19 protein-coding genes are annotated in these 19,837 nt (G+C 61.3%); 17 read left to right on the top strand and 2 right to left on the bottom strand.

Annotated elements, in window-relative coordinates; all coding sequences use genetic code 11:
• Positions 1-230 precede the first annotated feature (230 nt).
• From purC to IE188_RS00645, 7 genes are all read left to right on the top strand, one after another.
• A complete protein-coding gene (gene purC, locus IE188_RS00675; protein WP_191285275.1) occupies positions 231-995 on the top strand; it encodes a phosphoribosylaminoimidazolesuccinocarboxamide synthase in 765 nt (254 codons plus the stop codon).
• Between the two features lie 12 nt (positions 996-1,007).
• The gene (gene purS / locus IE188_RS00670; RefSeq protein ID WP_191284555.1) at positions 1,008-1,238 is read left to right on the top strand and encodes a phosphoribosylformylglycinamidine synthase subunit PurS; all 231 of its coding nucleotides are present in this window, start codon (positions 1,008-1,010) and stop codon (positions 1,236-1,238) included.
• Positions 1,238-1,906: a phosphoribosylformylglycinamidine synthase subunit PurQ gene (gene purQ / locus IE188_RS00665; RefSeq protein ID WP_191284554.1), complete on the top strand. Its 669-nt coding sequence runs from the start codon at positions 1,238-1,240 to the stop codon at positions 1,904-1,906. The genes purS and purQ overlap by 1 nt, the downstream gene beginning before the upstream one ends.
• A gap of 35 nt (positions 1,907-1,941) precedes the next feature.
• A complete protein-coding gene (locus tag IE188_RS00660; protein ID WP_191284553.1) occupies positions 1,942-3,711 on the top strand; it encodes a sensor histidine kinase in 1,770 nt (589 codons plus the stop codon).
• A 33-nt stretch (positions 3,712-3,744) separates the two neighbouring features.
• Complete coding sequence (locus IE188_RS00655; protein WP_191284552.1) at positions 3,745-5,076, top strand: sigma-54-dependent transcriptional regulator; 1,332 nt, start codon at positions 3,745-3,747, stop codon at positions 5,074-5,076.
• 118 nt (positions 5,077-5,194) lie between these two features.
• Positions 5,195-5,974: an HpcH/HpaI aldolase family protein gene (locus tag IE188_RS00650; protein WP_191284551.1), complete on the top strand. Its 780-nt coding sequence runs from the start codon at positions 5,195-5,197 to the stop codon at positions 5,972-5,974.
• Between the two features lie 125 nt (positions 5,975-6,099).
• Positions 6,100-7,098 carry a TDT family transporter gene (locus tag IE188_RS00645; protein WP_191284550.1) on the top strand — a complete coding sequence of 333 codons (999 nt, stop codon included), beginning with the start codon at positions 6,100-6,102 and terminating at the stop codon, positions 7,096-7,098.
• Here IE188_RS00645 and IE188_RS00640 read toward each other — a convergent pair.
• Positions 7,095-7,448, bottom strand: a complete 354-nt coding sequence (locus IE188_RS00640) for an MmcQ/YjbR family DNA-binding protein (RefSeq protein ID WP_191284549.1) — start codon at positions 7,446-7,448, stop codon at positions 7,095-7,097. The genes IE188_RS00645 and IE188_RS00640 overlap by 4 nt on opposite strands.
• Before the next feature lie 192 nt (positions 7,449-7,640).
• Between IE188_RS00640 and cysS the strand changes: the two genes are divergently transcribed.
• The 10 genes from cysS (at position 7,641) to IE188_RS00590 (ending at position 19,155) form a co-directional block, all read left to right on the top strand.
• Positions 7,641-9,065 carry a cysteine--tRNA ligase gene (gene cysS / locus IE188_RS00635; RefSeq protein WP_191284548.1) on the top strand — a complete coding sequence of 475 codons (1,425 nt, stop codon included), beginning with the start codon at positions 7,641-7,643 and terminating at the stop codon, positions 9,063-9,065.
• A 172-nt stretch (positions 9,066-9,237) separates the two neighbouring features.
• A complete protein-coding gene (cimA, locus tag IE188_RS00630; RefSeq protein ID WP_191284547.1) occupies positions 9,238-10,857 on the top strand; it encodes a citramalate synthase in 1,620 nt (539 codons plus the stop codon).
• Entirely contained in the window at positions 10,854-11,654 is an 801-nt protein-coding gene (locus IE188_RS00625; protein WP_191284546.1) for a squalene/phytoene synthase family protein, read from the top strand. The genes cimA and IE188_RS00625 overlap by 4 nt, the downstream gene beginning before the upstream one ends.
• Positions 11,655-11,768: 114 nt before the next feature.
• Positions 11,769-12,956, top strand: coding sequence for an ectoine hydrolase DoeA (gene doeA, locus IE188_RS00620; RefSeq protein ID WP_191284545.1), 1,188 nt, complete (start codon positions 11,769-11,771; stop codon positions 12,954-12,956).
• 3 nt (positions 12,957-12,959) lie between these two features.
• The gene (gene doeB, locus IE188_RS00615) at positions 12,960-13,952 is read left to right on the top strand and encodes a N(2)-acetyl-L-2,4-diaminobutanoate deacetylase DoeB (RefSeq protein WP_191284544.1); all 993 of its coding nucleotides are present in this window, start codon (positions 12,960-12,962) and stop codon (positions 13,950-13,952) included.
• 198 nt (positions 13,953-14,150) lie between these two features.
• Positions 14,151-15,524, top strand: a complete 1,374-nt coding sequence (locus IE188_RS00610) for an aspartate aminotransferase family protein (RefSeq protein ID WP_191284543.1) — start codon at positions 14,151-14,153, stop codon at positions 15,522-15,524.
• 128 nt (positions 15,525-15,652) lie between these two features.
• Positions 15,653-16,171 carry an ATP-dependent zinc protease family protein gene (locus tag IE188_RS00605; protein WP_191284542.1) on the top strand — a complete coding sequence of 173 codons (519 nt, stop codon included), beginning with the start codon at positions 15,653-15,655 and terminating at the stop codon, positions 16,169-16,171.
• The gene (gene rimK / locus IE188_RS00600; protein ID WP_191284541.1) at positions 16,172-17,077 is read left to right on the top strand and encodes a 30S ribosomal protein S6--L-glutamate ligase; all 906 of its coding nucleotides are present in this window, start codon (positions 16,172-16,174) and stop codon (positions 17,075-17,077) included.
• Positions 17,077-18,120, top strand: coding sequence for a succinylglutamate desuccinylase/aspartoacylase family protein (locus IE188_RS00595; protein WP_191284540.1), 1,044 nt, complete (start codon positions 17,077-17,079; stop codon positions 18,118-18,120). The genes rimK and IE188_RS00595 overlap by 1 nt, the downstream gene beginning before the upstream one ends.
• Positions 18,121-18,147: 27 nt before the next feature.
• On the top strand, positions 18,148-19,155 hold the full coding sequence (locus tag IE188_RS00590; protein ID WP_191284539.1) for a zinc transporter ZntB: 1,008 nt from the start codon (positions 18,148-18,150) through the stop codon (positions 19,153-19,155).
• Between the two features lie 36 nt (positions 19,156-19,191).
• Here the strand turns inward: IE188_RS00590 and eda are convergent, their stop codons facing one another.
• On the bottom strand, positions 19,192-19,833 hold the full coding sequence (gene eda, locus IE188_RS00585; RefSeq protein ID WP_191284538.1) for a bifunctional 4-hydroxy-2-oxoglutarate aldolase/2-dehydro-3-deoxy-phosphogluconate aldolase: 642 nt from the start codon (positions 19,831-19,833) through the stop codon (positions 19,192-19,194).
• Positions 19,834-19,837: the final 4 nt, after the last annotated feature.

The raw sequence follows: 19,837 nt of genomic DNA, 5'->3' as shown, positions 1-19,837 counted from the left end.
GTTCATGGTCTGGTGCCCTCGGCAGGCCGAACGGCGCTTGTCGATACTGATATGCCAATGGCGGACGTTCATCGCAACCCCGGTTGCGCTCTCAATGCCCGGAAATTGTACCGGATCGGCGATATTCTTGCCCAGCGTCGGGCTTTCACGTATAGGGCGGGCAATGGCGGGAGTCGCACGGGCAGGGGGCCCGTCCAATGTTGCATCCCGCACCGACCGACGGAGGTCTTATGGCACGGCGCAAGAAACTTTACGAAGGCAAGGCGAAGATCCTGTATGAAGGCACCGAGCCGGGCACCATCGTGCAATACTTCAAGGACGATGCCACCGCTTTCAACGCCGAAAAGAAGGACGTGATCGACGGCAAGGGCGTTCTGAACAACCGCCTGTCAGAGTTCTTCATGAAGGGGCTGACGCAATTGGGCATCCCCAACCATTTCATCAAGCGGCTGAACATGCGCGAACAGCTTGTGCGCGCCGCCGAAATCATTCCGCTTGAGATCATCGTGCGCAATGTTGCCGCCGGGTCGATTGCCAAACGGCTGGGGATCGAGGAAGGCACACCGCTGCCGCGCCCGATCGTCGAGTTTTCCTATAAGGATGACAGCCTGGGCGACCCGCTGGTGCCCGAGGAATACATCGCCGCCTTCGGCTGGGCCAGCCAGCAGGAGATGGACGAGATCGTGTCGATGGCGCTGCGCGTGAACGATTACCTGTCGGGTGTCATGTACGGCGTCGGCATCAAGCTGGTCGATTTCAAGATCGAGATGGGGCGCGTTTACGAAGGCGATTTCCCGCGTCTGATCGTGGCCGACGAGATCAGCCCCGACAGCTGCCGTCTGTGGGACATCGAAACCGGCCAGAAGCTGGACAAGGATGTGTTCCGTCGCGACCTTGGCAACCTGGCCGATGCCTATACCGAGGTGGCGCGCCGACTGGGCGTCATGCCGTCGAACGTGACCCACACCCCCACCAAACCGACCCTGATCAACTGAGGATTTGCCCCGATGAAAGTTCGTGTAGACGTGATGCTGAAAACAGGCGTTCTGGATCCGCAGGGCGAGGCCGTCCGCCACGCGCTTGGCAATCTGGGCTTTGACGGGGTCGAGAAGGTCCGCCAAGGCAAGGTGATCGAACTGGACCTAGCCGATGGCACCTCGAAAGAGGACGTGAAGAAGATGTGCGAGAAGCTGCTGGCCAACACCGTCATCGAAAACTACGCCATCAAGGTGCTGTGATGAAGGCGGGTGTCATTGTTTTTCCGGGGTCCAACTGCGATCGCGACCTGGCCGTGGCGTTCGAACGGGCCGGCGCACAGGTCAAGATGATTTGGCACAAGGAAACCGAGTTGCCGGATGATCTGGACATCGTGGGCGTGCCCGGCGGTTTCTCGTTTGGCGACTATCTGCGCTGCGGGGCCATTGCGGCACAATCGCCCATCACCCGGTCGCTGATCAAGCACACCGAACGGGGCGGCTATGCCATCGGGATCTGCAACGGGTTTCAGGTGCTGACCGAGACCGGCATCCTGCCCGGTGCGCTGATGCGCAATGCCAACTTGAAGTTCATTTGCAAACCCATTGACCTGAAAGTTGAAACCACGGATTGCGATTTTCTGTCCGGCTATGAAAAAGGGCAGGTAATCACCGTGCCGATCGCCCATCACGACGGCAATTACAACGTCACCGACGAGAAACTTGCGCAGCTGCGCGACGAGGGCCGGATCGCGTTTACCTATCTGGACAACCCGAACGGGTCGACGGGTGACATCGCGGGGGTGATTTCCAAGAACCGGCGCGTGTTGGGCATGATGCCGCATCCGGAACGCTGCGTGGATGAAAAGCATGGCGGCACGGATGGCGTGGCGATGTTCCGCTCGTTGGTGGACAGCGTCGTCGCTGCATGATTGCGAAGCGGGTCGCGCGGACTTATCTTCAAGCCATGGTCGACCCAAAGAAACGTCCAGTGCCGCCCCCGCGACCGGGGGTCAGTCTTCGCGCGCGGCTTGTGCTTGTGGCGTTGATTTCGCTTGCTGTTTTCGTGGTCTTCTTTTCAAACCGTTTGCTGACCGAACGCTACACCGAAACCACCCGCAATCGGGCTGAACTGCGCGTGGCGCTGTATTCGGGCAACCTGCTCAGTGAACTACAGCGCAACTCGGTCGTGCCGCTTCTGCTGTCGCGGGATCCGGCGCTGATCAACGCTCTGAATTCGGCCGATTATTCGCAAAGCACGGCCCGGCTGATTTCCTATCGCGACGAGATCGAAGCCGCGTCGCTGATGCTTCTGGACAGTGACGGGCGCGCCGTGGCCGCCACCACGCGCGAGGCCCTTGGCTCGCAACACCGCACCAACCCGTATTTCGTCGAGGCGCTCAGAAGCTCGGAAACCGTGTTCACAACGGTGCAAACCGAGGCCGGGTCCTACGAGTTCTCTTATTCCCGCAAGATCGAGGACAGCGATGGCGTGATCGGGGTGATCGTCGTGAATGTCGACCTGCGCAAGTTTGAAAGCAGTTGGTCGGGGATTTCGGACGCGGTGCTTGTCACCAATAGTGAAGGAAACGTCATTCTGGCAACCGAACCGCGCTGGCGCGGCAAACCGGAAGGCGAGGCGCTGGCCACCGTGTCGGCCACCGACGCGATCAGGCGCAGCGTGCGCGATGCGGCGGATTGGTCGGGCCTGCCGTCGGACGTGTTGTTTCTGGGTGAAGAGGTGATGCGCCACGAAAGCCGGGTGCCGTTTCAGGGCTGGCGGATTGCGTCTTTCACCTCCTATGCCTCGGTGCGCGAGAAGGTGAACGCGGTTCTGGCGCTGGAAATCATGGCCTTCGCGATGCTCCTGTCGCTGCTGTTTTATCTGATCAGCCGCCGGGCGCAGTTCCGTTCGGTTCTGTTTGCGCAGGAATCGGCGGATTTGCGGCAGTTGAACCTTGCCCTGCAACGCGAGATCGCCGAGCGCAAACGCGCCGAAGAAAACCTGCAAGTGGCCGAGCAGACGCTGGCGCAAAGCTCGAAACTGGCTGTTCTGGGCGAAATGTCGGCGGCGGTTAGCCATGAATTGAACCAGCCACTGGCCGCAATGAAAACCTATCTGGCCGGCGCGAAATTGCTGTTGCAACGCAAACGCCCTGACGAAGCCCTGTCCAGTTTTCAGCGCATTGACGACCTGATTGAACGGATGGGCGCGATCACGCGGCAGTTGAAAAGCTATGCCCGCAAGGGCGGTGACGCGTTCGAGCCGATGGATGTGCGCGAAAGCGTGTCCACCGCCTTGTCGATGATGGAACCCCAACTGAAAAGCCGCGAGGTGCGCATCACGCGCAATATTCCGCGCGAACCCGTCATGGTGATGGGGGATCGCTTGCGTCTGGAGCAAGTGTTGATCAATTTGCTGCGTAACGCGCTGGACGCGACAAAAACCGTTGATTTGCCGCAGGTTGATATAATTGTCAGCCGGGGTGATTATGTGTTGATCACCGTGCGCGACAATGGAAACGGAGTGGACGATCTGGATAACCTGTTCGAGCCTTTCTACACCACCAAGGCGCCGGGCGACGGGGTCGGGCTGGGTCTGGCCATTTCATCCGGGATCGTCACCGATCTGGGCGGGCGTCTGACGGCGCGCAATGGTCAGGATGGCGGGGCTGTGTTCGAGGTCGAACTGCCGGTTCTGGATGACAAGGATTTGGACGTGAAAGCCGCTGAATAGGGCTGTCACGCAACTGGAAATCAGGAGGCTGCGATGGCGCAGGCAATGAAAATCGCGATCGTCGACGACGAACAGGACATGCGACAATCCATCTCGCAATGGTTGTCCCTGTCGGGGTTCGAGACGGAAACCTACCCCTCGGCCGAGGATGCCCTGAAGGTGATCGGGCAGGATTACCCCGGGGTCATCATTTCGGACATCAAGATGCCCGGGATCGACGGCATGGGGTTTTTGAAGAAACTGATGAGCATCGACAGCTCACTTCCCGTGATCATGATCACCGGCCATGGCGATGTGCCCATGGCAGTCGAGGCGATGCGGGTCGGGGCATTCGATTTCCTTGAAAAACCGTTCAACCCCGATCAGTTGACCAGTCTGGCGAAGAAGGCGACGCATAAGCGACGTCTTGCCATGGATGCGCGCGCGCTGCGCCGTGAACTCTCGGACGGGTCGACCATCATGAAAAAGCTGATTGGCGCCTCGCCTGTCATGTCGCGGTTGCGCGAGGATATTCTGGACATCGGTCAGTCCGAGGGTCACGTGCTGATCGAAGGCGAGACAGGCACCGGCAAGACATTGGTCGCCCATGCGCTGCATGCGGTCGGGGCGAAGGCGGGCAAGAAATTCGTCGTCGCAACCTGCGCAGGGCAAGACGAAGACGACCTGACGCGCCGCCTGTTTGGCCCGATGGAAGAGGGCGGCCCCCAGCCGCTGGTCGAAGAAGCCCGCGGCGGCACGCTGGTGCTTGAGGACATCGAGGCGTTGCCGATGGGGCTTCAGGCCCGCTTGCTGACATGGATGAACGATCAGGGCACGCCCGCCGAAACCCGCGTCGTGGCGATCTGCAACCTGCAAGAGCAGGGCAAGACCTGCGAAGATTGCTTGCGGCCCGATCTGTTCTATCGCCTGGCTGCGATGAAGATCACCCTGCCACCCCTGCGCCAACGCGGTGAGGATATCCTGATGCTGTTCACCGGCTTTGCCGACCAGTTTGCCGATGAATACGGCTGCGCCGCCCCGACGGTCAGCGCGCAGGAAGCCGCCCAGCTTCTGCAAGCGCCGTGGCCCGGCAATATCCGACAGTTGATCAACATTGCCGAACGCGCCGTGTTGCAGTCGCGGCGCGGCACCGGCACGATCTCGTCGCTTCTGATGTCGGACCATGACGAGGTGCAGCCGGTCATGACGACCGAGGGCAAGCCTTTGAAGGAATACGTAGAAGCGTTCGAACGGATGCTGATCGACAACACGATGCGCCGCCACAAGGGCTCGATCGTCGGGGTGATGGACGAGTTGTGCCTGCCGCGCCGAACCCTGAACGAGAAGATGGCGAAATACGGTCTGCAACGGTCTGATTATCTGTAATAATCGTGAACGAGTACTGTTAACGAAGCGCGACCGAACCACGCCCCATGTGCTTGATCGCGGAGGCAGGGGTGGCTAGGCTGTGCCTGTTCACGTGTTAAATAATTTGCGGGGCGGTATGAAAGCACCAGAAAACCGGCTGAAACGCGCTTTGGCTGCGGAAGAAATGCAGATCGGGCTTTGGCTGAACCTGGCAAGCCCCTCTGCAACCGAACTTGTTGGGGGCACCGGTTATGACTGGGCGCTGATCGACGGTGAACATGCCCCTTTCGATCCGACCATGATCCAGACGCAGCTTCGGGTATTGGGGCAGTTCGATCTCTCGCCCATCGTGCGGGTGCCCGTGGGCGAGGATTGGGTGATCAAACAGGTGATGGATCTTGGGGCGCAAAGCCTTTTGGTGCCTCTGGTGGACACAGGGGCGCAAGCAGAACGCATCGTTGCCGCCACCCGCTATGCGCCAGAGGGGCGGCGTGGCATGGGGGCAGGGGTCGCCCGTGCGGCACGATTTGGGCAGATGGATGAGTATCTGACCAACGCCAATGACGAAGTGTGCCTGATCGTGCAGGCCGAAACCCGCCTTGCGGTTGAAAATATCGACGAGATTGCAAACACCGATGGGGTTGATTGTGTCTTTATCGGACCCGCGGATCTGTCGGCCGATATGGGGCACCGCGGCAACCCGGGCCATCCCGAGGTGAAATCGGCGATTGCCCACAGCGTCGCCCGCATCCGCGCCGCCGGAAAGGCCGCGGGTATTCTTCACTATGACCATGCCGATTTCCGGTATTACACCGATCTTGGCGTGACTTTTCTTGGGGTGGGGTCCGAGGCGACACTGTTGCGCGCCGCGCTGGCAGACAATCTGCGCGCCGCTCGCAAGGAAACACTGGTTTAGAGGCGCCGCGCGACGACAGACCCGGCCTGCGGCAATCCGGACGCGATCGAGGTCTTTTTTTGTGTGGCCACACGGGTTAAATGGGCGTCGTTGTGTTCAGCGATTGCATTTCAAGGATCCCGCCGATGGCCAAAGCCCCGTATTTCCCGCCGCCGCCGCCCATCCCGCCGAAAACCCGGATGTTCCAGCGGATGCCCCCTGCCGTTTTCACCCCGATCATGGGCGTGTTCGGCTTGGGTCTGGCCTGGCGGCGCGCGACAGATACGTTCTCCGCGCCCGGTGCCATCGGTGAGTTGATCCTGGGGGCGGTGACGCTTCTTTATCTCTTCAGCCTTGCGGCTTATGCCATGAAATTCATGCAGCGCTCTGGCACGTTCATCGAAGATCTCAGGGTGCTGCCCGGCCGCGCAGGGCTGGCTGCGATGGTTCTGAGCGGGTATCTTCTGTCTGCGACGGTTGAACCGTTTTCGCTGGTTCTGGCGGGGGCGATCCTGCTTCTGACCTTTGCGGCGCATGTGTTGCTGGCCCTGCGTGTCATCCACATGCTGATCACCGGCCCCGTTGAGGCGCGGATCGTGACCCCGGTTTGGCACCTGCTGTTCGCAGGCTTCGTGCTGATCCCGCTGGCTGCCGTGCCGCTGGGATGGGTGGGATTTGCCGAAGCGGGCTTCTGGGGCGGTTTCTTTGCCGCCGCGATCATCTGGGGCGCCAGCGCCGCCCAGTTTCTGCGCACCCGCATTCCACCGCCGCTTCGTCCGCTTCTGGCAATCCATCTGGCCCCGGCCAGCGTCTTGGGCACCGGGGCTTATCTGCTGGACGAAACCGAACTGGCGCTGGTGTTCAGCGTCACCGCCATCGTGATCCTGAGCATTCTGATTGGCCGTATCCGGTGGCTGCTGAAGGCGGGATTCAGCCCGCTTTGGGGCGCGTTGACCTTCCCCCTGGCCGCATTTGGAAGCCTCATGCAACTGGGGGCCGTGGTCAATGGCAGCGACATCCTTCGGATCGTGGCAGGGGCCAGCCTGGTGGCCGCGACGCTGATCATCCTGCCGATCCTCTATAAGGTTGTTCAGATGTGGACCAAGGGCGAATTGGCTGTGAAAACCAACGCGGCGATGGCTTAGATATCGGGATCAAAGGGCGCCAGCGCCGCTTGCGCCTTTTTTGTCAGACTGGCCCGGATCAGCGCATAGGACCGGTGAATGCGGTGGGTCAGTTCGTCCTGCCCCGCATCGAAGGGCAACAGCACCCATGACCGATGGAAATAAGGCGCCTTGGTGCCAACACCAGCCTCGATCAGCATCGCGGCGGTTTCCACGTCTGGCGTCTTGACTGAAACCCCTTCGGTCTGCGCACCCATGGCCGCAAAAATCTTATCGCCCACTTTCCAGACGTCATGGCCGGGTCCAAATGGCTCGGACCATTCCGCACCGGGCAGGGCTTTGCATATTTCGTTCACCGCGTCACGTGTCATGGGGTCACGATAACGCGCTTGGCAGGCAGGGGGAAGGGTGATAGCCTTCGCGACATGAAACGGAAAAGCATCACCATTATCTGCTGCATTACCCACTGACATCGTCAGGCGGGCCGTTCTTCTATTCCATACATGTCAGGAACTTGCTAAGCCCGCCGCGGGATAACGCTTGCGGGGACGCACGAGGACCAAATGGAAGTCAAGATTCAACTCCACGACACAATGCAACGGAAGAAACGGCCCTTTGAGCCGATCGACCCCGAAAACGTCCGCATGTATGTCTGCGGGCCGACAGTCTATGACCGCGCCCATCTGGGCAATGCGCGGCCCGTGGTGGTGTTCGATGTGCTCTATCGTTTGTTGCGGCACGTCTATGGCGCGGATCATGTGACCTATGTGCGCAATTTCACCGATGTGGATGACAAGATCAACGCGACCGCGCTGGCCCGCAAAGAGGCGGGCGCCGGGGGCACGCTGGAAGAACTGGTTCATCAACGCTCGGATGAGACCATCGGCTGGTATCTGAACGACATGCGCGCCTTGGGCGCTCTGGACCCCGATGAAATGCCCCGCGCGACCGAGTTCATCGAGCCAATGGTCGCGATGATCGAAGATCTGATCGCTAAGGGCCACGCGTATGAGGCCGAGGGCCATGTGCTGTTCGCGGTCGAAAGCTACAAGGAGTATGGTCGCCTGTCCGGCCGGTCTGTCGATGACATGATTGCGGGCGCCCGGGTCGAGGTCGCGCCCTACAAGAAGAACCCGATGGATTTCGTGCTGTGGAAGCCGTCCACCGATGATCTGCCCGGCTGGGACAGCCCGTGGGGTCGGGGGCGTCCGGGCTGGCATATCGAATGCTCGGCGATGAGCCATGAATTGCTGGGCGCAACCTTCGACATCCATGGCGGCGGCAACGATTTGCAATTCCCGCACCATGAAAACGAGATCGCCCAGTCGAAATGCGCGCACCCGGACGCGGGGTTCGCGAACTATTGGCTGCACAACGAGATGTTGCAGGTCGAGGGCAAGAAAATGTCCAAGTCGCTGGGCAATTTCTTCACCGTGCATGATTTGCTGGAACAAGGTGTGCCGGGCGAGGTGATCCGCTTCGTGTTCCTCGGCACGCATTACCGCAAGCCGATGGACTGGACGGAAGAGAAAGCAGTAGACGCTGAGAACAGGCTTCACGGCTTTGTTGAGTTGATCGCTCAGTACGGCGATGTGGATGACGCAATGAAACTCAGGCCAGAGCAGGCAATCATTGACGCATTGGCGGATGATCTGAATACACATGCTGCACTGGAATGCCTCAAGAAAATGAATGGTTCGGATGATGCGAACGCTCTGGCGCGAAATCTGATTTTTCTTGGGTTTTTCTCGGAAGAAGCTCTTTCAGCTCGAGTCTCAACCTATCGCAATGGTGTTGATAGCTTAAGACGGATTGCTCAGAAGCTTCATGATGCCCGACAAAGGGCTATGAAAAGCAAAGATTTTTCGGAAGTAGACCGAATGAAGCACATTCTGTCATTGGCAAATGTCAGCGTTCGTATGTCCAAGGACCACGTTGATTTGCGACCGGAAATAGACTTCGATCCCGCCAAGCTGGAGGGCTTGTGATGCCTTCACTTCAAAGCAAAACACAGGTTCGCCAACGACCCGAGGGTGGGGGCGTTTTCGCCCCCGCCCTGGGGGGCGGGTCGGGGGCGAACCGGGCCGCAAGCGGCCCGGTGTGTGAATCGGCATCAGGCGCTGTCCGTGCCGCAAGTGCCACGGGCAAGGGGGCAAACCAATGACCGAACGCCTCTACCTCTACGACACCACCCTCCGCGATGGCCAACAAACCCAAGGCGTCCAATTCTCGCTCACCGAAAAGCAGCAGATCGCCAAGGCCCTCGACACGCTCGGCATCGACTATATCGAAGGCGGCTGGCCGGGCGCGAACCCCACCGACAGCGACTTTTTCGCCACCGCTCCCAAGACGCGCGCAACCTTCACGGCCTTTGGCATGACCAAACGGGCCGGGCGCTCGGCCGAGAACGACGATGTGCTGGCGGGCGTGATGAACGCGGGCACGCCTGCGGTCTGTCTGGTCGGCAAAAGCCACGATTTCCACGTCACCACCGCGCTGGGGATCAAATTGGATGAGAACGTGGAAAACATCCGCGCCTCGGTCGCGCATCTGGTCAAGGAAGAGCGCGAGGCGCTGTATGATGCGGAACATTTCTTTGATGGCTACAAGGCCAACCCGGACTATGCGTTGGAGTGCGTGAAAGCCGCGTATGACGCCGGTGCCCGCTGGATTGTGCTCTGCGATACCAATGGCGGCACGTTGCCGCACGAGGTGCACCAGATTACCAAAGCCGTGATCGCAGCAGGCATTCCTGGCGACCGTCTCGGCATTCATACCCATGACGACACGGGCAACGCGGTGGCCTGTTCTCTGGCCGCCATCGACGCGGGCGCCCGGCAGGTGCAGGGCACACTCAATGGGCTGGGCGAACGCTGTGGCAATGCGAACCTGACCACGTTGATCCCCCTGCTTATGTTGAAGGAACCCTATGCTAGCCGGTTCGAAACAGGGATCAGTCACAAGGCCCTGAAGGGGCTCACGCGCCTGTCACGCCAGCTAGATGATATCCTGAACCGGGTGCCCAACAAGGCCTCGCCCTTCGTTGGTTCGTCGGCCTTTGCGCATAAGGCGGGGCTGCATGCCAGCGCCATTCTGAAAGACCCGACCACCTATGAACACATCCCGCCCGAAACCGTGGGCAACACACGCATCGTGCCGATGTCGAACCAGGCGGGGCAGTCGAACCTGCGCGCGCGGTTGGCGGATGCAGGCATCAAGGTTGCCAAGGGCGACCCGCGTCTTGGTGACATCCTGAACCGGGTGAAGGAACGCGAGGATCAGGGCTATGCCTATGATAGCGCGCAAGCCTCGTTCGAGCTGGTCGCGCGGGACGTGCTGGGGCAGTTGCCGCAGTTTTTCGAGGTCAAACGCTACAAAGTCACGGTCGAGCGGCGCAAGAACAAACGCAACCAGACCGTCAGCCTGTCGGAAGCCATCGTGGTCGTGAAAATCGGCAACGAAAAGAAACTGTCCGTGTCCGAAAGCATGGACGCTAGCGGCACCGATCGCGGCCCGGTGAATGCGCTGGCCAAGGCGCTGGCGAAGGATCTTGGCCCCTATCAGGACATCATCGACGATCTGCATCTGGTCGACTTCAAGGTGCGCATCACCCAGGGCGGAACCGAAGCGCAGACCCGCGTGATCATCGACAGCGAAGACCGCGACGGCCACCGCTGGTCGACCGTTGGCGTCAGCCCCAACATCGTCGATGCCTCGTTTCAGGCGCTGCTTGACGCGATCACATGGAAACTGCTGCGTGACGGGGCGCGCCCGGCATGATCGAGCTGAACCCGCGCGACCCCATCGCCGCTTGCGCCGAGATGGTGCAGAAGGGCGATCCGGACCGGTTTCTGGCGACCATGACCGGCGCTGTGGAGGAACGCAAACGGCTGTTCCCGCTTTATGCGTTCAACCTGGAGATTGCGCGTGCGCCGTTCATGTCTCAGGAACCGATGGTCGCGATGATCCGCCTGCAATTCTGGCGCGATGTGATCGAGGCGGCAACCGATGGACGCGAGGCTCCGAAACATGATGTCGCGACTCCGCTGTCGCAACTGGTGATCTGGGGCGATCTGCGGGCGGCGCCCTTGTTGACCATGCTGGACGCGCGCGAGCGGGATGCGCAGGGCGCGCCGCGTCGCGACGCCGGGCAGATCCGCACCTATCTGCGTGACAGCGCGGGGGCGTTGATGCTGGCAGCCGGGCAGGCCACGGGGCTTACCGATTTTGAAGGCGACCATGCCCGGGATCAGGCGCTGACCGATCTGGGCGAGGCGGCGGGGATTGCCAACTGGCTGATGTCCCAACCCGCGTTGAAAGCGGCAGGGCGGGGGCATGTCGTGCCTGATGACGGCACGATCCGCGAACTGTCCGAAGCCGGGTTGGCCGCGATTGACCACGCATATACTGTGCTGGGCAAGGATGGCAACGCCGCCTTGCGCAGCGCATGGCGAAGCCGCGCGATCTTGCGTCAGGCGCAGAAATCCCCTCGTTCGGCCGTGGACGGGACATTGGGGCAATCGGAGTTTTCCCGCCGGGGCAGCCTGTTGTGGCGCAGCCTGTGGGGTCGGTGGTAGGCACACCGACACCCCGACCCAGGCGCGCGCCTATCACAACTCTTGCCAAGAATCACATCCTTGCGTCAGCTAGGCTGAATTGTGATGTCGTGTCTTGCAGGGTGGAGGAACAGGATGGACGCAGCGAAGCTCTGGTTCACGCGGGATGAATATGCGGATCGCCTGGAAAAGACGCGGCGCGAGATGGCGCGGCGTGAGCTTGATCTGTTGATCGTCACAGATCCGTCGAACATGAATTGGCTGACCGGCTATGACGGGTGGTCGTTCTATGTGCACCAATGCGTCATTGTCACGACGGACGGCACGCCGACATGGTTCGGGCGCGGGCAGGATGCGGCGGGGGCGCTGCGGACCTGTTACATGACGCCAGACCGTATCATTGGCTATCCCGATCATTATGTTCAATCCAACGAACGCCACCCGATGGATTACCTGTCCGCGCAACTGGCGGATCGCGGGCTGGACAAGGGTCGGATCGGGGTCGAGATGGACAATTACTGGTTCACGGCGGCCGCCTTTGCGTCGCTGCAGTCCCATCTGCCAGACGCACAGTTCATCGACGCCACCGCCTTGGTGAACTGGCAACGTGCCGTGAAATCCGAGGCCGAACTTACCTATATGCGGCAGGCCGGGCAGATCGTCGGCAAGATGCACCAGCGTATTTTTGACAAGGTGAATCCCGGCCTGCGCAAATGCGATCTGGTGGCCGAGATCTATGACGCCGGCCTGCGTTACGACAATACGCTTGGGTATGGTGGAGATTATCCGGCCATCGTGCCGCTGTTGCCCTCGGGCGCGGATGCCGCCGCGCCGCATCTGACATGGGACGACCAGCCGATGAAAACGGGCGAAGGCACGTTTTTCGAGATTGCGGGCGTCGTCCACCGCTATCACTGCCCACTGTCACGCACGGTGTTCCTGGGCAAACCCACCCAGACTTTTCTGGACGCCGAAAAGGCGGTATTGGAAGGGATGGACGCGGGATTGGACAAGGCCCGCGCGGGCAATACCTGCGAAGATATCGCGCTGGCCTTCTTTGATGTGCTAAGAAAATACGGGATCGAGAAGGACAACCGCACCGGCTATCCTATCGGTCTGTCCTATCCGCCCGATTGGGGCGAGCGCACCATGTCGCTGCGCCCCGGCGACAAGACGGTGCTTGAAAAAAACATGACCTTCCACTTCATGACCGGCCTGTGGATGGAGGATTGGGGGTTTGAGATCACCGAAAGCATACGCATCGGTATGGATGGCCCGGAATGTCTGTCCGATGTGCCACGCAAGATGTTCGTGAAGGATTGAGCCATGATCAAGACCCCGATTACGCCCACCATTCCGCTGGATCAGGACGGCGCGCATCACGGATTCCTCAGGCTGCCCTACAGCCGCGATGACAGCGCCTGGGGGTCGGTCATGATCCCGATCACGGTCATTCAGAACGGTCCCGGACCCACCGCGCTTCTGACCGGGGCCAATCATGGGGATGAATATGAAGGGCCGATTGCGTTGCAGGAACTGACGGTGACGTTGAAGCCCGAGGACATTACCGGTCGCGTCATCATCGTGCCCGCCTTCAATTATCCCGCCTTCCGCGCGGGCACCCGGACATCGCCTATCGACAAGGGCAACATGAACCGATCCTTCCCCGGCCGCCCGGACGGCACCCCGACCGAGAAGATTGCCGACTATTTCCAGCGCGTGCTGCTGCCCATGGCCGATATCGCGGTCGATTTCCATTCCGGCGGCAAGACGCTGGATTTCCTGCCCTTCGCGGCAGTGCATATTCTGGACGACAAGTCGCTGGAGGCTGCTTGCGTGCGGGCCATGCGGGCCTTCAACGCGCCCTATTCGGTCCGGATGCGCGAGATCGACAATGTGGGCATGTATGACACCGCGGTCGAAGAGATGGGCAAGGTGCTGGTCACGACCGAGCTGGGCGGGGGCGGCACCTCCACCGCGCGGTCGAACGCGATTGCCAAGAAGGGTGCGCGCAACGTGTTGATCCATGCGGGGATCCTTGATGCCGAAATGCAGATCGACGACACCGTGACGCTGACCATGCCGGATGATGACTGTTTCCTGTTCAGTGAAGGTGAAGGGCTGTACGAGGCGTTGGTCGATCTTGGCGATCCGGTTCGCAAGGGCGATGTGGTGGCGCGGCGCTGGCCGGTGGACCGAACCGGGCAGGTGCCGGTGGACTATCACGCCCGCCGGGGCGGGATCCTGATCAGCCGCCATCATCCGGGCCTGATCAAATCCGGGGATTGTGTTGCCGTGATTGGCGATGTCGTGGGCTGAGCAGGCTGGATTTCACGTTCGTCATGCGTTATCCGGGACAAGACCCAAGCAATAAAGGCATTGCGCGCTGCTGCTGGGGCTGAGCGGAGCCGACCCGCCCGACCCGAAGCCGCAAAACGCCAAGGGTCCATGCGCAAAAGCTCCTATCGTCTTTGAACCCGGCGGCGCGCCCGCCCGCCCGAACGATTGAGGTAAGCCATGCTTCACAATAACCAACTCGACCAGTGGGATCGCGAAAACTTCTTCCACCCCTCGACCCATCTGGCCCAACACGCGCGCGGCGAAAGCCCGACCCGTGTCATCCGCACCGCATCGGGCGTGCATATCGAGGATCGTGATGGCAACAAGCTGCTGGACGCTTTTGCAGGGCTTTACTGTGTGAATGTCGGCTATGGCCGTCCCGAGATCGCCGAGGCCATTGCCGATCAGGCGCGCGAGCTGGCCTATTACCACTCCTATGTCGGGCACGGCACCGAGGCGTCGATCACCTTGTCCAAGATGATCCTCGACCGCGCGCCTGCCAATATGTCCAAGGTCTATTTCGGGCTGGGTGGCTCGGATGCAAATGAGACCAACGTGAAATTGCTGTGGTATTACAACAACATCCTTGGGCGGCCCGAGAAGAAAAAGATCATCTCGCGCTGGCGTGGCTATCACGGCTCGGGGCTTGTCACCGGGTCGCTGACCGGGCTTGAACTGTTTCACAAAAAGTTCGACCTGCCGCTGGCGCAGGTCATTCACACCGAGGCCCCATATTACTTCCGCCGAAATGATCTGAATCAGAGCGAGGCGGAGTTCGTGGCCCATTGCGTCGCCGAGCTTGAGGCGTTGATCGACCGCGAAGGGGCTGACACAATCGCGGGGTTCATCGGCGAGCCGGTTTTGGGCACGGGCGGGATCGTGCCCCCGCCGGAAGGCTACTGGGCCGCCATTCAGGCCGTTTTGAGAAAGCACGACATTCTGCTGATCGCGGATGAGGTCGTGACCGGGTTTGGACGGCTGGGCAGTATGTTTGGCTCGGATCACTACGGGATGACGCCCGATTTCATCACCATCGCCAAGGGTCTGACATCCGCCTATGCGCCACTGTCCGGGTCCATCGTATCCGATAGGGTTTGGAAGGTGTTGGAGCAGGGCACCGATGAAAATGGCCCCATCGGTCATGGCTGGACCTATTCGGCCCATCCCATCGGCGCGGCGGCAGGGGTGGCGAACCTGAAGCTGATTGAGGATTTGAACCTTGTCGAGAACGCGGGAGAGGTCGGCGCGTATTTGCAGCAAGGGATGAAAGACGCCCTGTCAGACCATCCTCATGTGGGCGATATCCGGGGCGAGGGGATGCTCTGCGCCATCGAGTTCGTGAAGGATCGCGATAGCCGCGCCTTCTTTGATGCAACCGACAAGATCGGGCCGCAGGTCTCGGCCAAATTGCTTGAGCAAAGCAAGGTGATCGCCCGCGCCATGCCACAAGGCGACATTCTGGGCTTTGCGCCCCCTTTCTGCCTGACCCGGGACGAGGCCGATACGGTGATCGCCGCCACAACACGTGCCGTATCTGACGTGCTGGGCTGAGGGCCATCCGAGCGAGTGTTCCGGTCGGTCCCGGTGCGGATTGGCGTGTCGTCCGTTTTTTTGTGGAAAGGCGTGCCAAGTTCGGGAATGTTCAATGAACCGGCACACGTAAAACTCGGACGACACGCATGACCAAATCACCCCCCTCCAGGCCACCTCAGATCATCGGCTGGCGCGAACATATTGCCCTGCCGGATTTCGGCATACTCGATCTGCCGGCCAAGGTGGACACGGGCGCGCGGACCACGGCGCTTCACGCGGTGGACCAGACCCTTTTTGAACGCGATGGCGCGCCTTGGGTCGAATTCATGGTCCCGTTGAAAAACCGCCGCACGACCCGCCGCCTGTCCGCCCCCGTGCTTGAAGAACGCGACATCAAGAACACCGGCGGCGTGCCGGAGCGGCGACTGGTCGTGCGCACCACTCTGGTGATCGGCAAGCGGCATTGGCTGATCGACGTTTCGCTGGCCAATCGCGAAAAGATGGAGTTTGATGTTATCCTTGGCCGTAGCGCGATCCGCAGGCACCGTCTGCTGGTGGACCCGCGCCGGTCCTATCTGGCCGGAGCACCCGTTCTGCCACGGCCCGGTCAGCCGATCACGACACAACCCGCCCCCCGACCCCAACCCGCGCACAGGAGAAGTTGAATGAGAATTGCCATGTTGGCCCGCAATGCGGGCTTGTATTCCCACCAGCGTCTGAAAGAGGCTGCGGAAGAACGGGGACACAAGCTGGACATCATCGACACGCTCAGGTGTTACATGAACATCGCCTCGCGTCGGCCCGAAGTGTATTACAACGGGGAAAAACTGCGCCACTACGATGCGGTGATCCCGCGCATCGGGGCGTCCGTGACGTTCTATGGTCTGGCCGTTCTACGCCAGTTCGAGATGATGGGCGTCTATCCCCTGAACGAATCCGTCGCCATCGGCCGGTCGCGGGACAAGCTGCGCTCGATGCAGCTTTTGGCGCGGGATGGGATCGGACTGCCGGTCACCACCTTCGCGCATGATCCGAAACAGACGGACGAGGTGCTGAAACTGGCCGGGGGCGCGCCGTTGGTGGTGAAACTGCTTGAGGGCACGCAAGGCATCGGTGTGGTGCTGGCCGACACCAACCGATCGGCCAAATCGGTGATCGAGGCGTTTCGCGGCGCCAAGGTCAACATTCTGGTGCAGGAGTTCATCAAGGAAGCCGGCGGCACCGACATTCGTGCACTGGTGGTCGGCGGACGGGTGATTGCCGCGATGAAACGCACGGGGGCTGCCGATGATTTCCGGTCGAACCTGCACCGGGGCGGCAGCGCCGAGCCAATCAAGATTTCGCCCGAGGAACGATCAACCGCGGTACGGGCGGCCAAGTCGATGGGCCTGAATGTCTGCGGTGTCGATATGCTGCGCGCCAATCATGGTGCGGTGGTGATGGAGGTGAACTCCACCCCCGGTCTGGAAGGGGTCGAGAAAGCCACCGGGATCGACGTGGCGGGCAAGATCATCGAGTTTCTGGAAAAAGACATCAAGCGCGGCTCGACCCGGACCAAGGGCAAGGGCTAGTGACGCGGCGTGCTGCGTTCCGGCTGGGTGGTGTCGATGTCGCACCGGGCAGCCGTCAGACCATCGACCTGCCGGTCAGCGTCTTGTCCGATCACACACCGGTCACGATGTCGGCCCATGTCATCCACGGGCGCAAGCCCGGCCCGACGGTGTTTGTCAGCGCAGGCATCCATGGCGACGAGGTGATCGGGGTCGAGATCGTGCGCCGCCTTCTGACCATAAGGAACCTGCAAACCCTGCGTGGCACACTGATCTGCATCCCCATCGTGAACGCACCCGGGTTTCTGATCCGGTCCAGATACCTGCCGGATCGGCGCGACCTGAACCGCAGCTTCCCGGGGTCTGACGCCGGGTCGCTGGCCTCGCGGCTGGCGGATATTTTCCTGCGCAAGGTGGTGTCGCGCTGCGATCTGGGGATCGACCTGCACTCGGCTGCAGCGCATCGCACCAATCTGCCACAGATCCGCATCTCTCCCGGGAATACCGAAACCCGCCGTCTGGCCCGGCTGTTTGGTGCGCCGGTGGTCTTGCGTTCGCCGTTGCGCGATGGCTCGTTGCGGGGGGCGGCACATGAGATCGGCGTCGACGTGTTGCTTTACGAAGCGGGCGAGGCGTTGCGGTTTGATGAAATGTCGGTGCGCGCTGGCGTGATGGGCATTCTGCGGGTGCTTCAGGACAAAGGCATGATCAGCCGCCGGGGCGTGTCCCGGGCCAAGGCCGATCCGGTGTTCTGCACCACCAGCCGCTGGATCCGGGCCGGGCAGGGCGGGCTTCTGCGCACCTATAAATCCGAAGGCGACACGGTGCGGCAGGGCGATGTGCTGGCCGTCGTCTCGGACCCGTTCGGCGAGGTCGAGGCCGAGGTGATCGCCACCTTGCCCGGCATCATTGTGGGGCGCGCGGTCATGCCCATCGTGAATGAAGGCGACGCATTGTTTCACGTCGCCCGCGTCGAAAACGGCAAAGAGGCCGACGACAAGATGACCGCCCTTTCCACCCAGCTTGAGGATGATCCGCTGTTCGACGAAGATGAGATCATCTGACCCCGCGCGGCAAAGAGGGCACCAACAATGAGCGAATACGAACTTCTCGCCACCGAAGCGCCCGAAGATGACGGGCTGGTCTTTGCCATCACCCTGACCGGCGACGGGCGCGGCGCATTCGCCGATTGGCAGGCCGTCGAAAGATGGCGTGCCCCGGATGGCCCGATCTGGGTGCATCTGGACCGCGCCAGCACGCGGGCGCAGACCTGGGTGCGCCACAAAAGCAGTCTGTCCCCCGCCACGGCCGAGGCGCTGTTGGCCGAAGAAACCCGCCCCCGCGTCTTTCACGGCAAGACCGGACTGACCACGGTGATCCGTGGCACCAATCTGAACCCCGGTCAAAGGTCCGAGGACATGGTCGCCCTGCGTATCTGGTCGGACGGGATGCGGGTCATCACGCTGCGCGATCAGCGTCTGCAAAGCGTGCGCGATATTCTGGCGGCGCTGGTCGATCACGGCACCGGGCCTGCGACCATTGCCGAAACCTATGTCCGTCTGATCGCGCGCGTCAACGAACGGATCGGCCCGGCGATCGACGATATTGAAGACCAGATCGACGATATCGAAAGCAATCTGGGCGACCGCGAGGCGTCAGAGACACGCCGCGCCGTCGCCGATATCCGTCAGAAATCGGTGATCCTGCGGCGCTATCTTGCCCCGCAACGCGCCGCGATGGGCGAGTTGCTGGCAGACCCGCCAGCCTGGGCAGGCGACAGTTGGCGCACCAGCCTGCGCGAAACGACCGATCAGGTGATCGGCTATGTGGAAGAGCTGGACCAGGTTAAGGAACGCGCCCTGGTGATCAAGGATGACATCGTCAACGAGCTTGCGGAAAAGACCAACCGCACGCTTTACGTGCTGGCCGTGGTGTCGGCGATCTTCCTGCCCTTGTCCTTCCTGACCGGGCTTATGGGGATCAATGTCGGCGGCATGCCGGGGGTCGATAACGACAATGCCTTCTGGCTGTTCAGCGGGGCGGTCGCGGTGCTTTTGGTCGTCGAAATTGCGATCTTCAGGCTTCTGAAATGGCTCTAGCGCAACCGCGTCCGTCGCGGGTCGGGCGTCACGAGGTCAGCGCCCAAGTTGCGCGGCCTGGGTCGCAAGCCGTGTGATGCCTGCCCAGTCGCCCGAATTGACCAGATCGCCGGGGGCCACCCATGACCCGCCCACACAAAGCGTGTTGGGCAGGGACAGGTATTCCGTCGCGTTTTTCAGGCTGACGCCACCCGTGGGACAGAACCGGATCCGAGGCAGGGGCGAGGCGAGCGATTTCAGAAACGGCGCCCCTCCGGCGGCTTCGGCCGGAAAGAATTTCTGCACGGTGTAGCCACGCTCCAGAAGACGCATCGCTTCCGACGCCGAGGCCGCACCGGGCAGAAGCGGCAGGTCGTTGGCTTCGCACGCGTCCAGCAGGCGGTCGGTCGCGCCGGGCGAGACACCAAAAGTCGCGCCCGCTTTCTTTGCATTTTCAATATCCTGCGAAGACAAAAGCGTTCCAGCGCCCACTGCACCACCATCGACGCCTGCCATCTCGGCGATCACCTCCAACGCGGCGTCGGTGCGCAATGTCACCTCAAGGGCGGGCAGCCCACCGGCGACCAACGCCCGCGCCAGCGGGACGGCATGGGCGACTTGGTCAACCACCAGAACCGGAATGACCGGCGCCAGACGACAGATTTTCTCGGCGGTGCGGCTTGCCTCTTGCGGGGTCATCACG

Origin of the sequence: Aliiroseovarius zhejiangensis (assembly GCF_014656375.1) — a bacterium.
GTDB lineage: Bacteria > Pseudomonadota > Alphaproteobacteria > Rhodobacterales > Rhodobacteraceae > Aliiroseovarius > Aliiroseovarius zhejiangensis.
Note: the sequence above shows the minus strand (reverse complement) of the source record. Positions and strands in the feature narration are given on the sequence as shown.

Bases quoted from the DNA above. Each gene is read 5' to 3' on its own strand.
- rimK (WP_191284541.1), top strand. From the start codon at position 16,172: ATGAGAATTGCCATGTTGGCCCGCAATGCGGGCTTGTATTCCCACCAG.
- IE188_RS00645 (WP_191284550.1), top strand. From the start codon at position 6,100: ATGGCCAAAGCCCCGTATTTCCCGCCGCCGCCGCCCATCCCGCCGAAA.
- cimA (WP_191284547.1), top strand. From the start codon at position 9,238: ATGACCGAACGCCTCTACCTCTACGACACCACCCTCCGCGATGGCCAA.
- doeA (WP_191284545.1), top strand. From the start codon at position 11,769: ATGGACGCAGCGAAGCTCTGGTTCACGCGGGATGAATATGCGGATCGC.
- IE188_RS00605 (WP_191284542.1), top strand. From the start codon at position 15,653: ATGACCAAATCACCCCCCTCCAGGCCACCTCAGATCATCGGCTGGCGC.
- purS (WP_191284555.1), top strand. From the start codon at position 1,008: ATGAAAGTTCGTGTAGACGTGATGCTGAAAACAGGCGTTCTGGATCCG.
- cysS (WP_191284548.1), top strand. From the start codon at position 7,641: ATGGAAGTCAAGATTCAACTCCACGACACAATGCAACGGAAGAAACGG.
- IE188_RS00625 (WP_191284546.1), top strand. From the start codon at position 10,854: ATGATCGAGCTGAACCCGCGCGACCCCATCGCCGCTTGCGCCGAGATG.
- IE188_RS00640 (WP_191284549.1), bottom strand. From the start codon at position 7,448: ATGACACGTGACGCGGTGAACGAAATATGCAAAGCCCTGCCCGGTGCG.
- IE188_RS00590 (WP_191284539.1), top strand. From the start codon at position 18,148: ATGAGCGAATACGAACTTCTCGCCACCGAAGCGCCCGAAGATGACGGG.
- purC (WP_191285275.1), top strand. From the start codon at position 231: ATGGCACGGCGCAAGAAACTTTACGAAGGCAAGGCGAAGATCCTGTAT.
- IE188_RS00650 (WP_191284551.1), top strand. From the start codon at position 5,195: ATGAAAGCACCAGAAAACCGGCTGAAACGCGCTTTGGCTGCGGAAGAA.
- IE188_RS00655 (WP_191284552.1), top strand. From the start codon at position 3,745: ATGGCGCAGGCAATGAAAATCGCGATCGTCGACGACGAACAGGACATG.
- eda (WP_191284538.1), bottom strand. From the start codon at position 19,833: ATGACCCCGCAAGAGGCAAGCCGCACCGCCGAGAAAATCTGTCGTCTG.
- IE188_RS00610 (WP_191284543.1), top strand. From the start codon at position 14,151: ATGCTTCACAATAACCAACTCGACCAGTGGGATCGCGAAAACTTCTTC.
- purQ (WP_191284554.1), top strand. From the start codon at position 1,238: ATGAAGGCGGGTGTCATTGTTTTTCCGGGGTCCAACTGCGATCGCGAC.
- IE188_RS00660 (WP_191284553.1), top strand. From the start codon at position 1,942: ATGGTCGACCCAAAGAAACGTCCAGTGCCGCCCCCGCGACCGGGGGTC.
- doeB (WP_191284544.1), top strand. From the start codon at position 12,960: ATGATCAAGACCCCGATTACGCCCACCATTCCGCTGGATCAGGACGGC.